Source organism: Streptomyces sp. 3214.6, assembly GCF_900129855.1.
GTDB classification, from domain to species: domain Bacteria; phylum Actinomycetota; class Actinomycetes; order Streptomycetales; family Streptomycetaceae; genus Streptomyces; species Streptomyces soliscabiei.
The window spans coordinates 5480893-5496627 of the sequence record NZ_LT670819.1 but is presented as its reverse complement, the minus strand read 5'-3'; the positions used below and the strand labels follow the sequence as shown (position 1 = coordinate 5496627).

At 69.3% G+C, this 15735-nt stretch carries 15 protein-coding genes; 7 read left to right on the top strand and 8 right to left on the bottom strand.

The features are described 5' to 3' along the window. Positions 1–51: 51 nt before the first annotated feature. Complete coding sequence (gene serC / locus B5557_RS24890) at positions 52–1170, top strand: phosphoserine transaminase (protein ID WP_079661534.1); 1119 nt, start codon at positions 52–54, stop codon at positions 1168–1170. Between the two features lie 61 nt (positions 1171–1231). Here serC and B5557_RS24885 read toward each other — a convergent pair whose 3' ends face one another. Both B5557_RS24885 and B5557_RS24880 read right to left on the bottom strand, forming a co-directional pair. Beyond that, positions 1232–2779, bottom strand: coding sequence for a cellulase family glycosylhydrolase (locus B5557_RS24885; protein ID WP_079661533.1), 1548 nt, complete (start codon positions 2777–2779; stop codon positions 1232–1234). A 132-nt stretch (positions 2780–2911) separates the two neighbouring features. Next, entirely contained in the window at positions 2912–3970 is a 1059-nt protein-coding gene (locus B5557_RS24880; RefSeq protein WP_231976022.1) for a WD40 repeat domain-containing protein, read from the bottom strand. 121 nt (positions 3971–4091) lie between these two features. On the opposite strand from B5557_RS24880, the gene B5557_RS24875 reads away from it, so the two are divergent. Further along, positions 4092–4772, top strand: coding sequence for a GDSL-type esterase/lipase family protein (locus B5557_RS24875; protein WP_079661532.1), 681 nt, complete (start codon positions 4092–4094; stop codon positions 4770–4772). A gap of 5 nt (positions 4773–4777) precedes the next feature. On the opposite strand, the gene B5557_RS24870 is transcribed toward B5557_RS24875, so the two are convergent. Further along, positions 4778–5734, bottom strand: a complete 957-nt coding sequence (locus B5557_RS24870) for a nuclear transport factor 2 family protein (RefSeq protein ID WP_079661531.1) — start codon at positions 5732–5734, stop codon at positions 4778–4780. Positions 5735–5864: 130 nt separating this feature from the next. Between B5557_RS24870 and B5557_RS24865 the strand changes: the two genes are divergently transcribed. Continuing rightward, entirely contained in the window at positions 5865–6854 is a 990-nt protein-coding gene (locus tag B5557_RS24865) for an aldo/keto reductase (protein ID WP_079664982.1), read from the top strand. 203 nt (positions 6855–7057) lie between these two features. Here the strand turns inward: B5557_RS24865 and thpR are convergent, their stop codons facing one another. Then, entirely contained in the window at positions 7058–7630 is a 573-nt protein-coding gene (gene thpR, locus B5557_RS24860; protein ID WP_079661530.1) for an RNA 2',3'-cyclic phosphodiesterase, read from the bottom strand. A 96-nt stretch (positions 7631–7726) separates the two neighbouring features. Here thpR and B5557_RS24855 point away from each other — a divergent pair, with 96 nt between their 5' ends. Then, positions 7727–8314 carry a Uma2 family endonuclease gene (locus tag B5557_RS24855; RefSeq protein ID WP_079661529.1) on the top strand — a complete coding sequence of 196 codons (588 nt, stop codon included), beginning with the start codon at positions 7727–7729 and terminating at the stop codon, positions 8312–8314. A 14-nt stretch (positions 8315–8328) separates the two neighbouring features. Here B5557_RS24855 and B5557_RS24850 read toward each other — a convergent pair whose 3' ends face one another. After that, on the bottom strand, positions 8329–9603 hold the full coding sequence (locus B5557_RS24850; RefSeq protein WP_079661528.1) for an MFS transporter: 1275 nt from the start codon (positions 9601–9603) through the stop codon (positions 8329–8331). Between the two features lie 154 nt (positions 9604–9757). Beyond that, positions 9758–10195 carry a MarR family winged helix-turn-helix transcriptional regulator gene (locus B5557_RS24845; RefSeq protein WP_079661527.1) on the bottom strand — a complete coding sequence of 146 codons (438 nt, stop codon included), beginning with the start codon at positions 10193–10195 and terminating at the stop codon, positions 9758–9760. A 152-nt stretch (positions 10196–10347) separates the two neighbouring features. Between B5557_RS24845 and B5557_RS24840 the strand changes: the two genes are divergently transcribed. Further along, entirely contained in the window at positions 10348–10530 is a 183-nt protein-coding gene (locus B5557_RS24840) for a ribbon-helix-helix protein, CopG family (RefSeq protein WP_079661526.1), read from the top strand. 25 nt (positions 10531–10555) lie between these two features. Here B5557_RS24840 and B5557_RS24835 read toward each other — a convergent pair whose 3' ends face one another. Further along, on the bottom strand, positions 10556–11962 hold the full coding sequence (locus tag B5557_RS24835; protein ID WP_079661525.1) for an NCS2 family permease: 1407 nt from the start codon (positions 11960–11962) through the stop codon (positions 10556–10558). A gap of 116 nt (positions 11963–12078) precedes the next feature. Between B5557_RS24835 and B5557_RS24830 the strand changes: the two genes are divergently transcribed. Further along, positions 12079–12423, top strand: coding sequence for a DUF2530 domain-containing protein (locus B5557_RS24830; protein WP_079661524.1), 345 nt, complete (start codon positions 12079–12081; stop codon positions 12421–12423). Between the two features lie 108 nt (positions 12424–12531). Beyond that, a complete protein-coding gene (locus tag B5557_RS24825) occupies positions 12532–14901 on the top strand; it encodes an HAD-IC family P-type ATPase (protein WP_079661523.1) in 2370 nt (789 codons plus the stop codon). Positions 14902–14904: 3 nt separating this feature from the next. Here B5557_RS24825 and B5557_RS24820 read toward each other — a convergent pair whose 3' ends face one another. After that, positions 14905–15717: a hypothetical protein gene (locus B5557_RS24820; protein WP_079661522.1), complete on the bottom strand. Its 813-nt coding sequence runs from the start codon at positions 15715–15717 to the stop codon at positions 14905–14907. Between the last annotated feature and the right edge of the window lie 18 nt (positions 15718–15735).

The window sequence follows — 15735 nt, the reverse complement described above, 5'->3', positions numbered from 1 at the left end:
CCGACGGACGACGTTTCGCCCACGTTTCCCCCAACGGCTACCCTCCCTTCCGTGGCTGAGATCCAGATTCCTGCTGACATCAAGCCCGCCGACGGTCGATTCGGCGCGGGCCCCTCCAAGGTGCGGGTGGAGGCGCTGGACGCCCTGGCCGCCACCGGTACGTCCCTCCTCGGCACCTCCCACCGCCAGGCCCCGGTCAAGAACCTGGTCGGCCAGGTGCGCGAGGGCATCTCCGAGCTGTTCTCCCTCCCCGAGGGCTACGAGGTCATCCTCGGCAACGGCGGCTCCACCGCGTTCTGGGACATCGCGACCCACGGCCTGATCGAGAACAAGTCGCAGCACCTCACGTTCGGCGAGTTCAGCTCCAAGTTCGCCAAGGCCGCCAAGCTCGCCCCGTGGCTGGCCGAGCCCACCGTCGTCTCCTCCGACCCGGGCACGCACCCCGAGCCCGCCGCCGAGGCCGGCGTCGACGTCTACGCCTTCACGCACAACGAGACGTCGACCGGTGTCGCCGCCCCGATCAAGCGCGTGCCGGGCGCCGACGAGGGCGCGCTCGTCCTCGTGGACGCCACCTCGGGCGCCGGCGGCCTCCCGGTCGACGTCGCCGAGACGGACGTCTACTACTTCGCCCCGCAGAAGTCCTTCGCCTCCGACGGCGGCCTGTGGATCGGCGTGTTCTCTCCGGCGGCGATCGAGCGCGCCGAACGGATCCACGCCTCCGGCCGCCACATCCCGGAGTTCTTCTCGCTGCCCACGGCGATCGACAACTCCCGCAAGAACCAGACGTACAACACCCCGGCCCTGGCCACGCTCTTCCTGCTCAACCAGCAGCTGGAGTGGATCAACGGGCAGGGCGGCCTGGACTGGTCGGTGCGCCGCACCGCCACCTCCGCGCGCACGCTCTACGGCTGGGCCGAGGACGTCAAGTACGCGAACCCGTTCGTCGCCGACCCGGCGAAGCGTTCCCAGGTCATCGGCACGATCGACTTCACCGACGACGTGGACGCGGCCGCCGTCGCCAAGGTCCTGCGCGCCAACGGCATCGTCGACACCGAGCCCTACCGCAAGCTCGGCCGCAACCAGCTCCGCGTCGCGATGTTCCCGGCGGTCGACCCGGCGGACGTCGAGGCGCTCACGAAGTGCATCGACTACGTGATCGACAAGCTCTGATCACTCCGGCACGACGCTGAAGGGCGCCCGGTACGGCAGTTGCCGCACCGGGCGCCCTTCGTCAGCTCACCGTGCAGCTCACGCTCGGCGCACCCCCGCCCCCGGGCGCGCCCCCGAACCCGAAGCTCGCCGAACCGCCCGCCGGCACCGAGCCGTTGTGGGCGGCGTTCACCGCCGTCACGGTCGAGCCCGTCTGCGTGTACGACGCGTTCCAGATGTTGGTGATCTGCTGGGCGCCGCTCCAGGTCCAGGTGACCTTCCACGAACTGAGCGCGGTCGTACCCGTGTTGGTCACCTTCACCTCGGCGTTGAAGCCGCCGCCCCAGTCGCTGCTGACGGTGTACGCGGCGGAGCAGGAGGCCGTACTCCCGCCGCCCCCTCCGCCCCCGCCGCCGCCGTTGCTCGGGAAGCCCGGCGCCTTGATGCTCGCCAGATAGCCGTCCTTCACCGTGTCGACCGTCTGCCAGTCGTCCTTCAGGATCCCGCCCGTGTCACCGGAGTTGGGGTTCCAGGACCAGAACGTCCAGTGGAAGGAGTCGGCGCCGTACGTCGAGGTCGGGCGGAGGTAACTCACCAGCGCCGCGAGCCACTTCTGGTCGACGGTGGCCTGGAGGGTGGTGCCGAACTCGCCCACCCACACGGGCGCGATGTTCTGCTTGAAGAGGTAGCCCCAGTACTTGTCCCAGATACCCGGCATGTTCGCGGGGAACGTCGGGTCGTTGAACCAGCTCTGCTGGGCGACGCTCGTGGCGTAGTCGTGGGCCGAGTACACCACCCGGTTGGCCACGTTCAGTTGCACCGGGTACTGCCCGGCGCCCATCAGGTTGCCGCCCCACCAGCCGGAGACGCCGTTGAAGGACTGCACGCCCTCGACGAAGATCAGCAGGTCCGAATTGACGGACAGGACCGCGTTCCCGGCCCGCTGCGCAGCCAGCCGCCAGTCCGTCGCCGTGTCCCCGCAGCCCCAACAGGCGGGATCGTGGGGCTCGTTGTGGAGGTCGATGCCTACGACGGTGTCCTGACCCTTGTAACGGGTCGCGAGGGACTTGAGGTTGGCGATCCACGTCGACTCGGGAACGGCGGAGGTGTACCAGAGCGCCGACTGCCCGCCCGCGTCCGGGCGGTGCCGGTCGAGGATGACCTTCAGGCCGTCCTGACCGGCGTACGCGACCAGCTTGTCCAGCACGCCCAGCGAGCCGAGCCCCTGTAGATCGGCGTTCTTGCCGCTGCTGAAGTCGATGCTGTTGGGAACGGTCGTGCTCTTGAAGATGTCGTCGCTGTACGGGATGCGGATCGTGTTGTAGCCGAGCGACTTCATCTGGTCGATCATGCTCTTGTAGTCGCGGGACCAGAGGCCGTGGACGACGTAGTTGCCGGTCTCGAAGCCGAACCAGTTGATCCCGGCGATCCGGACCGGCTGCCCGGCGGCGTCCAGGATCTGGCGGCCACTGGTGTGCCAGTACCCCGTACCGGCATTCGCCGCGACGGCGGCCCCGGCGGCATCGGCCGCGTGGGCCTCCGCCGCGTCTGCCGTCTGCACTACGGATCCCAGCGGTATCAAAAGCGCGGCGGCGCCGGCGCACAGTGCTCTTCGCAAGCTGCGGAACATCTCGCTGCTTCCTCTCGGGAGGCGCGGGCCCGGAAATTATGGGAGCGCTCCCATACACCGCGCTCCCCCCAGGAAACTGACACCCCATGACCACGTCAAGAAGTTCGACGGGGGAAGCCGGAGGACGCCGGCTCAGTTCCGGCGCAGGAGACGGCGGAAGCCGAAGACGACGGCGGCGACCACCGCGACGGCGAGCGCGCCGAACTTGACGCCGCTGCCGGTGGCCGAGGACCCGCCACCGTCGCCCGAGGCGCTCGAACTCCCGCCCCCGGAGGCCGACTTGGAGCCTGAGGACCCCGCACCGTCGGGGGCGTCCTCCGCCACCACCGAACTCCCGGCGCCCTCACTGCCGTACATGAGCTTGGTGCCGTCGGCGGAGTAGCTGACGGACTCCCCCTGCCGTTGCAGCGGCACGTCGAGCCGCCCCTTGCGCTCGATCTTTCCGCCGTTCCAGGCGTAGTAGATGCCGCCGAAGTAGCCGCGCACGGCGAGTTGGGAGCCGTCCGGGGAGAAGGCGGCGTCGGTGGCCCACAGGTCGACGGCGGCGACGGGCTTGAAGATGTTCGTCCCCGAGGCGGAGAGCTTCGCCGGACCCTCGTAGAGGTGCCCGCCCTCCTCCTTCTTGTCGATGATGTAGACCCGGCCGGTCTTGGGGTGCACGAGGAGCGACTCGGCGTCGCGGGCGCCGTCGGAGTACTTCACGACGTACTGCGTGGCCTTGACCGTCTGGTCGACGAGCTTCGCCGGCTCGGGCAGCCGGTAGATCCACACGTACTTCCAGGTGCCGCCGAGGTTGTCGCCGATGTCGCCGACCCAGATCTCGTTGCCGGGCCCGATGGAGATCGCCTCGACGTCGCGCGGGGAGCCGATGCCGGTGAGGGTGAGCCGGGCGACGGTCTTTCCGGACGCGCTGTCGACGGCGTAGAGGTACGGGCCGTCGTCGCTGTCGTTGTGGGTCCAGTAGACGCCGGGGTGCTGACGCGAGGCGGCGAGGCCGCTGGACTCGGTGACGCGCGGGTCCTCGATGGTGAACCCCTTGTCGCCGTCGGCGGCGAAGGCGGCGGGCACGGCGAAGCCACCCGCGAGGAGGACCCCGAGGAACCCCAGAACTCCGAGAACCCTGAGGGCTCCGAGGGCCCTGAAGACTCCGGTGCGGAGGGCTCCGGCTCGGACGGCGAAAGGTCGGCGCATGCGAACAAGCCTGCCATCCCGCCCGGCCGTTCACGGGCTCCCATGGGCCCTCACCGTCTCGTGGCCGGTGTCACACGCCCCCGGCCACGGTGATCCTTCTCCGATCCCTCATCATGAGCGGATGCTCAGGTTCATGCCCGTAGGCGACTCGATGACGATCGGCAGCACGGGCGACCACACCTGGCGCTACCGCCTGTGGCGACACCTGTGCGGGACGTACGGGGGCCCGTTCACCCTCGTCGGCCCTCGCGAGACCCTCTACGACAAGGCGACGGACACCCCGACGTCGTACGCGTACGCCGAACCCGACTTCCCCCGCGGCCACCTGGCCGGCTGGGGCGAGGGCTGGCAGCACATGGTCCCGCTGATCGGCGAGGCGGTACGCCGGTCGAAGGCGGACGTCCTGCTGGTGTCGCTGGGCCTGATCGACCTGGGCTTCTACACGAACGCCGAGCAGACCGCGGCCAACGCCCGCGCCTTCGTGGCCGAGGCCCGGGCGGCGAGGCCCCGGATACGGATGGTGTGGCTCCCGGTGATCCCGAACATCCGCGCCGCGAACGACGAACCCTTCGCCACCGAGGTCACCCTCTTCAACGAGCTCCTGGCGAAGACGGCCGCCGATCTGGACGAACCGGCCTCCCCGATCCTCCTGGCGTCGATCCCGCAAACCTGGGACATCGACACCGACACCTACGACGGCACCCACCCCAACGCAGCCGGCGAACACCAACTGGCGTCCGCCTTCGCTGAGGCGATGTACCAGGGGTGGGAACTGGGCGGGGAGTACGAGCGCTCCTCGTGACCTCGTCAGAACATCGTGTTGTCGTTCGCCGACGTGGCCGGGACGTCCTGGAGTACGTCCCAGTGTTCGACGATCTTGCCGTTGCGCACACGGAACAGGTCCACGACCGCCTGCCCCCGTTCGCCCGGCGCGTTCACATAGTGGCTGTGGACGGCGACCAGATCCCCCTCGGCGACGATCCGCTTCGGTGAGACGGAGAGCTGGGGGAACGCCTTGAAGTACGCGCCCAGCCCCGCCTTCGCGCCGGCGACGCCGTCCGCGATGTTCGGGTTGTGCTGGTGGTACTCGGTCCCCCAGTACATGTCGAGCGCCGACAGGTCCTTGCGCACGAGCAGTCGCTCGACGGCCGCGGTCACCAGCTTCTTGTTGTACGCCGTCAGCCATCGCGGGCCCGGGGACTCCGTCCGCGGCCGACTCACCGTCGAGAACATGTCGTTGCCGTTGGCCGTGGTCTCGGGCACGTTCTGTCCGGCGTCCCAGTGCTCGGCGATCCTCCCGCCCTGGAAGCGGAAGATGTCGAAGACGGCCGAGCCCCGGGTGCCCGGCGCCAGGACGACGTTGGAGTGCACGAGGACGAGGTCGCCCTCGGAGATGACCCGCCTGATGTCGTACTTGGCGTCGGGGAACTGCTGGTGCACCGAGACGGCCAGGTTCTTCAGGGTCTCCGCGCCGTCCGGCGCCAACGGGTTGTGCTGGATGTAGTCCGGTCGTACGAAGCGGTCCACGACCTGGGTGTCGCCGCGCTCGAACACCCCCTTGAGGACAGCGGCGACAACGGCCTTCTGATAGCCCAGGCGGGCGGAATCGCCGTACCCGGCGTATCCGGCGTGACTGTCGTGACCGCCGTGTCCGGTGGAGGCGGTGTGCGGTGCCGCGACGGCCGGGACGGCGGCGGCGCCCAGCACGGCGGCGGAGGCGACGACGGCGACAAGCGCCCTGCGGACTGAGGCGGTGGGAGGCATGCGACGCTCCAGAGTGAATATTGAAGGTTCAAGCTTACACTTCCCATAGGAAAGCACTAACCATCAGATAGCGTCAAGATCTCCGATCTCCCTTGCCTAGAGCGCACTCCACGACGTTGGCTTGATGCCCATGAAGTACACGCAGCTCGGACGCACCGGACTCAAGGTCGGCCGCCTCGTCCTCGGCACGATGAACTTCGGCCCGCAGACCGACGAAGCCGACAGCCACGCGATCATGGACGCGGCGCTGGACGCCGGCATCAACCTCTTCGACACCGCGAACGTGTACGGCTGGGGTGAGAACAAGGGCCGTACCGAGGAGATCATCGGGAACTGGTTCGCGAAGGGCGGCGAGCGGCGCGACAAGGTCGTCCTCGCCACCAAGGTGTACGGCAACATGGCCGCCGAGGGCGACGCCTGGCCGAACCACGACAAGCTCTCCGCCGTCAACATCCGACGCGCCGTCGACGCCAGCCTCAAGCGGCTGCGGACGGACCACATCGATCTCTACCAGTTCCACCACATCGACCGCGCCACTCCCTTCGAGGAGATCTGGCAGGCCATCGACGTGCTGGTCCAGCAGGGGAAGATCCTCTACGCCGGATCGTCCAACTTCCCGGGCTACAAGATCGCCCAGGCCAACGAGGTCGCGGCCAGGCGCGGGTCGTTCGGGCTCGTCAGCGAGCAGTGCCTCTACAACCTCTTCGAGCGCCGCGCCGAGATGGAGGTCCTCCCGGCCGCGCGGGAGTACGGCCTCGGGGTCATCCCCTGGTCGCCGCTGCAGGGCGGTCTGCTCGGCGGCGTCATCAAGAAGGAGGTCGAGGGCGGGCGCCGGGCGAGCGGCCGGACCGCCGACACCCTCGCCGACCCCACCGTACGCACCCGGATCCAGGCGTACGAGGACCTTCTCGAGAAGCACGGCGTCGAGCCCGGCGAGGCCGCACTGGCCTGGCTGCTCACCCGGCCCGGCGTGACCGGCCCGATCGTCGGCCCGCGCACCGCCGAGCAGCTCGACTCCGCCGTGCGCGCGGTCGAGCTGGAGCTGAGCGAGGAGCTGCTGTCCGGCCTGAACGAGATCTTCCCGGGGCCGGGCCCGTCCCCGGAGGCCTTCGCCTGGTAGATCCCCTGGCAGATCCCGTCGTAGGCCACCCGCCCCTCAGGGCGTCGTGAGGCAGGGCGGCATGCGGTCGGGGCGGGGCGGCGTGCGGTGGCGGTCGGCGGCGGTCATCTGCCGACCGCCGCCGCCACCGCCACCACCACGAACATCAGCACAAGCGCACCGGCCATGATCCGGTTCCGGGTCTTCGGGTCCACGCGTCGAGACTAACCGGCCCCGCCCAGAGCCCAGCGGCCGACCGGCTCGTAACGCGGCTGCTCCCCCGGGACCCCGGACTTCGGCAGGCTGCTGCGCACCAGCACCAGCTCCTCCACCGTCCAGGTACGGCCCTCGAAGGCGCCCAGCGCCTCGACGTAGGGCCGCGCGTCCACCGCGTCCCGGCTGCGGGCCAGCGTCAGGTGGGCCTTGTAGCGGCGGTGTTCGCCCATCTCCACGCCCGCCTTGCGCGCCGCCGCCTCCGCCCGGTCGGCGAGCAGACGAAGGGCCGGCACGTCCCCGGTCGCCCCCGTCCACAGCGCCCGCCCGTGCCCGAACTGTCCCCCGCCGCGCAGCGCCAGCGGAAACGGCGCGCTGCGGTGCGCGGCCCGCTCCAGCCGCGCCGACAGCTCCGCTACGACGTCGTCGTCGACCTCGCCGTAGAAGGCGAGGGTGAAGTGCCAGCCGGGGCGGCCCGTCCAACGCAGCCCCTCCGCGCCGGGCAGCCTGCGCAACTCGGCCACCTCGTCGGCGAGTTCACGGGCGACGTCCTCCGGGGGCAGCACGGCGGCGAAGAGTCTCATGGGCCCAGTCTGCCGGGCGTATCCCCGGCGCCGTGCGTATCGTTGTACTGCGCGGCGGCACCCGTCCATCGGGGTCGCCGGGGAGGAGCGCCAACGATGACCGTCCTGGACGACAGGATTGCGATGGCCGAGAGCGGTGAAGAGCTCACACTCGACACGATGTTCGAGTGGCTGGAGAAGATGCCCATCCCCGAGGGTTACAAGACGGAGATCGTCGGGGGGAGCATCTGCATGGCGCCGCAACGGGACACTCACTGGGAGATCATCTTCGACATCCTGGACCAGCTACGTGCCAAGTACCCCCGCCGGCGGCTGAAGTCCGACGTCCGCATCGACTACCCGGGGCACCTCAACGGATTCGCCACCGACGTCACGCTGCTGGCAGAGGGCGCGGAACCGGACGCCAAGCGCCGCTGGCGCTGTCAAGACGTCGAACTCGTTGCCGAAGTGATCTCCAAGGACACCGCTCACAACGACTACGGTCCGAAGAAGACCGCCTACGCCGCGGCCGAGGTCCCGGTGTACCTGATCGTCGACCCCTACAAGGGCAAGTGGTATCTCCACACCGTGCCGAAGGACGGCGACTACCACGGCGAGGTGAGCCTCGACTTCGGCGACGAGATCGACCTGACCGGGACAGTCGTCGGGCTCGTTCTCAAGACGGACGAGTTCCCCCGCGACTGACCCGGCCGGTCGCATCACGCCGCCGCGGCCAGCTCCTCCCGCCGCTCCCGCGGCACGAACCGCACGACCGGATGACCGCGGTTCCAGCCGACCGACAACCGCAGGCCGCCGACCCTGGCAAGGATCACACCGATGGTGACGGCCGCCGCCGTGGCGATCGCGCCGCCCACGGCCAGACCCGCCCGGACGCCGTACGCGTCCGTGACCCAGCCCGCGATGGGTGCGCCGATCGGGGATCCGCCGAGGAAGACCATCATGTAGAGGGCCATCACCCGGCCGCGCATGGCCGGGTCGGTGGCCATCTGGATGCTGGTGTTGGCGGTGACGTTGACCGTCATGCCGAACATGCCGATCGGGGCCATCAGCAGGGTGAACAGCCACAGCGAGGGGGCGGTCGCGGCCACGATCTCCATCGCGCCGAAGGCCACCGCCGCGGCGATCAGGACGCGCATACGGGCGGTGCCGCGCCGGGCGGCGAGCAGGGCGCCCGCCAGCGAGCCGACCGCCATCAGCGTGTTGAAGAGGCTGTAGCTGCCGGCGCCCGCGTGGAAGACGTCATCGGCGAAGGCGGAGAGGTAGACGGGGAAGTTGAAGCCGAAGGTCCCTATGAAGCCGACGAGGACGATGGTCCAGATCAGGTCCGGCCGGCCCGCGACGTAGTGGAGTCCCTCCCGCAGCTGGCCCTTGGCGCGCGGTGCGCGCTCGACGACGTGCAGTTCGCGGGCCCGCATCAGCAGCAGGCCGGTGATGGGCGCGACGAAGGACAGGCCGTTGGCGAGGAACGCCCAGCCGGTGCCCACACCGGTGATCATCAGACCGGCGACGGCGGGGCCGACGAGGCGGGCGGACTGGAAGTTGGCGGAGTTGAGACTGACCGCGTTCTGCAGCTGGTCCGGGCCGACCATCTCGGAGACGAAGGACTGGCGGGCCGGGTTGTCGACGACGGTCGCGAGGCCGACGGCGAAGGCAGCCAGGTACACATGCCAGACCTCGACGTGCCCGGAGAGGGTCAGGGCGGCCAGCGCGATGCCGGTGAGGGCCATCGCGGACTGGGTGAACAGCAGGGCGCGGCGCTTGGGGAGGCGGTCGACGAGGACGCCGCCGTAGAGGCCGAAGAGGAGCATCGGCAGGAACTGCAGGGCCGTCGTTATGCCGACGGCGGTCGCGGAGCCGGTAAGGCTGAGGACCAGCCAGTCCTGGGCGATGCGCTGCATCCAGGTACCGATGTTGGAGACGACCTGGCCGAGGAAGAACAGCCGGTAGTTCCTGATGCTCAGGGAGCTGAACATCGAGGACTTGCCGGGGGACGTGCGGGGGGACTTGCGGGTGCCCCCCGGGGTGCCGGGGGGAGAGTCGTGGGTGGTCGGTGCGGGGGCGGAATCTGCTCCGGATCCCGTACTCAAAAGGGTTCGCCTCCTCGAAGACTGCTTACTCGAAGACTGCTTACAGGTGTGCGAGCTTCTCCAGCACGGGGGCGGCGGCGCGCAGTTTCGCCCACTCGTCCTCGTCGAGGCCGTCGACCAGGGTGGCCAGGAAGGCGTTCCGCTTGGCGCGGCTCTCCGCGAGCATGGTCTCGGCCTGCTCGGTCTTGGTGACGACCTTCTGGCGCCGGTCCTCGGGGTGCGGCTCCAGCCGGACCAGGCCCTTGGCCTCCAGCAACGCCACGATGCGGGTCATCGAGGGCGGCTGCACATGCTCCTTGCGGGCGAGCTCGCCCGGGGTGGCACTGCCGCAGAGGGAGAGGGTGCCGAGCACCGACATCTCGGTGGGGCTCAGCGACTCGTCGACCCGCTGGTGCTTGAGCCGACGGGACAACCGCATCACGGCTGATCGCAGGGAGTTCACGGCGGCAGCATCGTCGCCATGGCTTAGGTCAGGCATCTCTTTAGGGTAACTCATTACTCTCGCTAAACAAGCTGGGGCACGCCGGGATTCCCGTGACTCTGGCCACGGAGGGCACCACGCTCACTCGAACGAGTGAGTAGACAGCGGAAAGTGACCGGACTTCGGTGCGCGGACGGGACCCTGGCCTCATGGGGACCACTGTGCTCAGCCTGCGGATCGACGGGGAGCTGCTCGAACGACTCCGGCAGCATGCGGCGAAAAGGGGAATGAGCGTCCAGGACTATGTCGTCCAGACGCTCATTCGCGACGACTTCGACGAGCGGTTCCAGACCGCCGTCGAGGAGACGGAGAAGTTCTACGGGCTCACCTGAACCCGGCTTCCCGGTCGCCCGGCTTTCAGGTCAGGTCCAGGGCCGGCATCAGGTAGTAGAAGGTGAAGACGGCGGAGACCACGTACATCGGCACCGGGACGTCCCGGCCTCGCCCGGCCGCCAGACGCAGCAGCACGAAGGCGATGAAGCCCATGCCGATGCCGTTGGTGATCGAGTAGGTGAACGGCATCATCACCATCGTGATGAAGGCGGGCATGGCGATCGTGTAGTCGCTCCAGTCGATCTCCTTGACCGAGCCCGCCAGGATCAGGAAGCCCACCGCGAACAGTGCCGGGGTGGCGGCCTGGGACGGGACCATCGTGGCGACGGGGGTCAGGAACAGCGCCACGGCGAACATGCCGCCGGTGACGAGGTTCGCGAAGCCGGTGCGGGCGCCCTCGCCGACGCCGGCCGTGGACTCCACGAAGGCGGTGGTGGCGGAGGAGGAGCTGGCGCCGCCCGCGGCGACCGCGAGGCCGTCGACGAAGAGGACCTTGTTGATGCCGGGCATCTCGCCCTTGGCGTTGGTCAGCTTGGCCTCGTCGGAGACGCCCATGATGGTGCCCATCGCGTCGAAGAAGCACGACAGCAGCACGGTGAAGACGAAGAGGATGCCCGTCAGCACGCCGACCTTGTCGAACCCGCCGAAGAGGCTGACGTCGCCGATGAGACCGAAGTCGGGGCTGGCGACGGGGTTGCCGGGCCACTTGGGGGTGGTGAGGCCCCAGGAGGGGATCGTGGCGACGGCGTCGATGATCAGCGCGAGGACGGTCATCGCGACGATCGAGATCAGGATCGCGCCGGGCACCTTGCGGGTGATCAGCGCCAGGGTGAGCAGGGCGCCCAGGATGAAGACGAGAACCGGCCAGCCGTTGAGGTGACCGTCGCCGCCGAGCTGGAGCGGGACGGTGGTGTGGGCGGCGTCCGGGATGCGGCTGACGAAGCCGGAGTCGACGAGCCCGATCAGCATGATGAACAGGCCGATACCGATCGAGATCGCCTTGCGCAGACCGAAGGGCACGGCGTTCATCACGCGCTCGCGCAGACCGGTGGCGACCAGGAGCATCACCACGAAACCCGCGAGCACGACCATGCCCATGGCGTCCGGCCAGGACATCCGGGGTGCGAGTTGGAGGGCGACCACCGAGTTCACGCCGAGGCCGGCGGCCAGCGCGATGGGGACGTTGCCGACCACACCCATGAGGAGCGTGGTGAAGGCGGCCGTCACACAGGTGGCGGTGACCAGCTGACCGTTGTCGAGCTGATGCCCGTACATGTCCTTCGCGCTGCCGAGGATGATCGGGTTCAGCACGATGATGTACGCCATGGCGAAGAAGGTGGCGAAACCGCCCCGGATCTCACGCGGCAGTGTGCTGCCCCGCTCGGAGATGCGGAAGTAGCGGTCGAGGGCGCCGAGGGCGGGGCTGGACATGTTTTGGCGGTTCCTACGAAGAGAAGTGGTCAGACACAAACCGTTTCAGTATGAACCTATAGCGTTTGAATCAGCCATCTCTGCGCGTAGATGTGACCTCCTCGTAAGCTGTGCCCATGGCCGCGTTTTTCTCGGGACCCACCAAGCACGAGGCGCCGGAGCCCCTGGAGGGCCCGGTCGTCGCCACCATCACCGGCGGCACGATCCTCTGGTTCGTCCTCTTCCTCGTCCAGCTCCCCTTCTACGGCTGGTTCGACGACCACGGCCATCTGTGGTGGCTGTGGACCTGCCTGGCCGGCGCCGGGCTGGGGCTGCTCGGCATCCGGATCGTGCGCAGCCGGGACGCGGCGATCAAGCGCGCGGCGGCGGCCGCGGACACCGCAGCGGCAGCCGAGGGCACGCCGGGCACCGGAACGCCGGGCACCGGAACGCCGGGCACCGGAACGCCGGCCGCCGAGTAGAAACGGGTCCCGGCTGTACAACCGGCGCACTATTCCGTCTCCTCCCCAGGTCGGATCTTCCGCCCCTCCGACGGGTGAACGCCCATATCCACACGTACCGTCGATTCCATGGCCCACACCGACGCACCCGCCTCCGTGCCGACGACGGCGACCGGTCTCACGGCCGCCGAGGTGGCGGACCGCGTCGCGCGCGGTCAGGTGAACGACGTACCCGTCCGCAGCAGCCGCACCGTCGGCGAGATCGTCCGGGCGAACGTCTTCACCCGGTTCAACGCGATCATCGGCGTCCTGTGGGTGATCATGCTCGCCGTCGCGCCCATCCAGGACGGCCTGTTCGGGTTCGTGATCCTCGCCAACACCGGCATCGGCATCATCCAGGAGTGGCGGGCCAAGCAGACCCTGGACTCCCTCGCGGTCGTCGGCGAGGCCCGCCCCACCGTCCGCCGCGACGGCACGGCGATGGAGGTGTCCACCTCCGAGCTCGTCCTGGACGACCTCATCGAGACCGGCCCCGGTGACAAGGTCGCCGTGGACGGGGTGTGCGTCGAGGCCGACGGGCTGGAGATCGACGAGTCGCTGCTCACCGGCGAGGCCGACCCCGTGGTGAAACGCCCCGGCGACCAGGTCATGTCGGGCAGCTTCGTGGTGGCCGGCGGCGGTGCCTTCCGCGCCACGAAGGTCGGGCGCGAGGCCTACGCCGCCCAGCTCGCCGAGGAGGCCTCCCGCTTCACGCTCGTCCACTCCGAGCTGCGCTCCGGCATCTCCACCATCCTCAAGTACGTGACGTGGATGATGATCCCGGCCGCGATCGGCCTGGTCGTCACGCAGCTGTTCGTGAAGAACAACGACCTCAGGGACTCGGTCGCCCGCACCATCGGCGGCATCGTCCCGATGGTCCCGGAGGGACTGGTCCTGCTCACCTCCGTCGCCTTCGCGATCGGCGTCATCCGGCTTGGCCGGAAACAGTGCCTTGTGCAGGAACTCCCCGCCATCGAGGGCCTCGCCCGCGTCGACACCGTCTGCCTCGACAAGACCGGCACCCTCACCGAGGGCGGCATGGACGTCACCGAGCTCAGGACCCTCGACGGCTTCGACGAGACGTACGTACGGCAGGTGCTCGGCGCCCTCGGGGAGTCCGACCCGCGGCCCAACGCCTCCCTGCGGGCCGTCATCGCCGCCTACCCGGACGCCGAGGACTGGCGCTGCACGGAGTCCCTGCCGTTTTCCTCCGCCCGCAAGTACAGCGGCGCCAGCTTCAGCGAGGGCAACGGGGAGAACAACACCTGGCTGCTGGGGGCGCCGGACGTGCTGCTGGCCGAGGACGCCCCCGCCCTCGCCGACACCGAGCGGCTCAACGAGCAGGGTCTGCGGGTGCTGCTGCTGGCCCGCGCGGCCCGCGACCTCGACGATCCCGACCCGGCCCAGGGCGCCAGGCCCGCGGCCCTCGTCGTCCTCGAACAGCGGCTACGGCCCGACGCCGCCGACACCCTGCGCTACTTCGCCCAGCAGAACGTCCACGCCAAGGTCATCTCCGGCGACAACGCGGTGTCGGTGGGGGCGGTCGCCGCGAAGCTGGGGCTCGACGGCGGCACGGTGGACGCCCGCCGCCTGCCCGCCGACCAGGCCGGCATGGGGCAGGCCCTGGACGAGGGCACCGTGTTCGGGCGGGTCACCCCGCAGCAGAAGCGGGACATCGTCGGCGCGCTCCAGTCCCGCGGCCACACGGTCGCGATGACCGGGGACGGCGTCAACGACGTCCTCGCGCTGAAGGACGCCGACATCGGCGTGGCGATGGGGTCGGGCTCCGAGGCCACCCGGGCGGTCGCGCAGATCGTGCTGCTGAACAACAGCTTCGCGACCCTGCCGTCGGTGGTCGCGGAGGGCCGGCGGGTCATCGGCAACATCACCCGCGTGGCGACCCTGTTCCTGGTGAAGACGGTCTACTCGGTGCTGCTGGCGCTGCTGGTGGTGTGCTGGCAGGTCGAATACCCGTTCCTGCCCCGTCATCTGACGCTGCTGTCCACCCTCACCATCGGCATCCCGGCGTTCTTCCTCGCCCTCGCCCCCAACACGGAACGGGCCCGCCCGCACTTCGTACGGCGGGTGATGCGGTACTCGATCCCGGGCGGGGTGATCGCGGGCGTCGCGACCTTCGTGACGTATCTGATCGCCCGTCACTACTACGTCGGCGAGGGCTCCTTGGACGCCGAGACCAGCGCGGCGACCCTCACGCTGTTCCTGATCTCGATGTGGGTGCTGGCGATCATCGCCCGCCCGTACACCTGGTGGCGGGTGCTGCTGGTGGCCTCGATGGGCGTGGCGTTCCTGCTCGTCCTGGTGATCCCGTGGCTCCAGCACTTCTTCGCGCTGAAGCTGGTCGGGGTGACGATGCCGTGGATCGCGGTGGGTGTGGCGGCGGTGGCGGCGGTCGCCCTGGAGTTCTCCTGGAAATGGGTCGACCGCCGCTTTCCTGCCTAGGGGCTACTGCACGTCGACGAAGTCGCCCGCCGCGCTGATCGCCGGCGTCGTCGTGGTGCCGGCGAAGGTGTAGCGGTAGTACCCGTCCACGGAGGCGGTGACCGTGGTCTTCAGGACTCCGGTCGAGCTGGTCTTGACGGTCTTGACGGTGGTGTAGACGGTGCTGCCCTTCTTGCGGAACTGCAGCTTCACCGGCTGGGCCGCGTAACCGGCGTACTTGTTGGTGTCCCAGTTGGCGCGGCTCAGCTTGCCCGTGACGGTGAGGGTCTTGCCCTTCTTCACCGGCTCCGGCGCGGCGTCCGTCGTCAGCTGCGCCTGGCGCTGCACGTTGACGGCGCCGAGGTTGCTCTGCCACTTGAAGTCGGTGAGGCCGGTGGCGTTCTTGGGGACGGCGAGCGCGCCCACCTTCCAGGTGCCGGCCTGGCTGTTGGCCAGGTCGTCGAAGTCCTCGGACTCGGTCGGCCGGAACTGGATCTTCGCCGTGCACTTGAGGACCGTCGCGGAGGCCGCGGTGCAGGTGCCCGGGTCGTCGCCGCCGATGATCTGGGACTGCGCGTTGAGCGTGGTGCCGCGGTAGAGCAGCGGGCCGCTCTCGAAGGAGCTCGCGCTGAGGTTCGCGGGCTTCGTCACGGTGTACGTGGCGGTGACGGTGACCTTGGCCGAGGGGCCGACCACGACGGCCTTGCCCGCGTTGACCTTCATGTTGGAGAAGGTGACGCTCGGCGCGGCCGAAGGCGCGGCCTGCGCGGACGGGACGGCGAGGGCGGAGAGGGCGAGGGCGCCGGAGGAGGCGACCACGATGGCGCGTATGCGCATGTGCGTTCCCCAGAGGAG

What these genes read in the sequence shown, in the direction of transcription:
- B5557_RS24885 (WP_079661533.1), bottom strand. Translation starts at nt 2,779, where the DNA reads ATGTTCCGCAGCTTGCGAAGAGCACTGTGCGCCGGCGCCGCCGCGCTT.
- B5557_RS24880 (WP_231976022.1), bottom strand. Translation starts at nt 3,970, where the DNA reads ATGCGCCGACCTTTCGCCGTCCGAGCCGGAGCCCTCCGCACCGGAGTC.
- B5557_RS24875 (WP_079661532.1), top strand. Translation starts at nt 4,092, where the DNA reads ATGCTCAGGTTCATGCCCGTAGGCGACTCGATGACGATCGGCAGCACG.
- B5557_RS24870 (WP_079661531.1), bottom strand. Translation starts at nt 5,734, where the DNA reads ATGCCTCCCACCGCCTCAGTCCGCAGGGCGCTTGTCGCCGTCGTCGCC.
- B5557_RS24865 (WP_079664982.1), top strand. Translation starts at nt 5,865, where the DNA reads ATGAAGTACACGCAGCTCGGACGCACCGGACTCAAGGTCGGCCGCCTC.
- thpR (WP_079661530.1), bottom strand. Translation starts at nt 7,630, where the DNA reads ATGAGACTCTTCGCCGCCGTGCTGCCCCCGGAGGACGTCGCCCGTGAA.
- B5557_RS24855 (WP_079661529.1), top strand. Translation starts at nt 7,727, where the DNA reads ATGACCGTCCTGGACGACAGGATTGCGATGGCCGAGAGCGGTGAAGAG.
- B5557_RS24850 (WP_079661528.1), bottom strand. Translation starts at nt 9,603, where the DNA reads ATGTTCAGCTCCCTGAGCATCAGGAACTACCGGCTGTTCTTCCTCGGC.
- B5557_RS24845 (WP_079661527.1), bottom strand. Translation starts at nt 10,195, where the DNA reads ATGCCTGACCTAAGCCATGGCGACGATGCTGCCGCCGTGAACTCCCTG.
- B5557_RS24840 (WP_079661526.1), top strand. Translation starts at nt 10,348, where the DNA reads ATGGGGACCACTGTGCTCAGCCTGCGGATCGACGGGGAGCTGCTCGAA.
- B5557_RS24835 (WP_079661525.1), bottom strand. Translation starts at nt 11,962, where the DNA reads ATGTCCAGCCCCGCCCTCGGCGCCCTCGACCGCTACTTCCGCATCTCC.
- B5557_RS24830 (WP_079661524.1), top strand. Translation starts at nt 12,079, where the DNA reads ATGGCCGCGTTTTTCTCGGGACCCACCAAGCACGAGGCGCCGGAGCCC.
- B5557_RS24825 (WP_079661523.1), top strand. Translation starts at nt 12,532, where the DNA reads ATGGCCCACACCGACGCACCCGCCTCCGTGCCGACGACGGCGACCGGT.
- B5557_RS24820 (WP_079661522.1), bottom strand. Translation starts at nt 15,717, where the DNA reads ATGCGCATACGCGCCATCGTGGTCGCCTCCTCCGGCGCCCTCGCCCTC.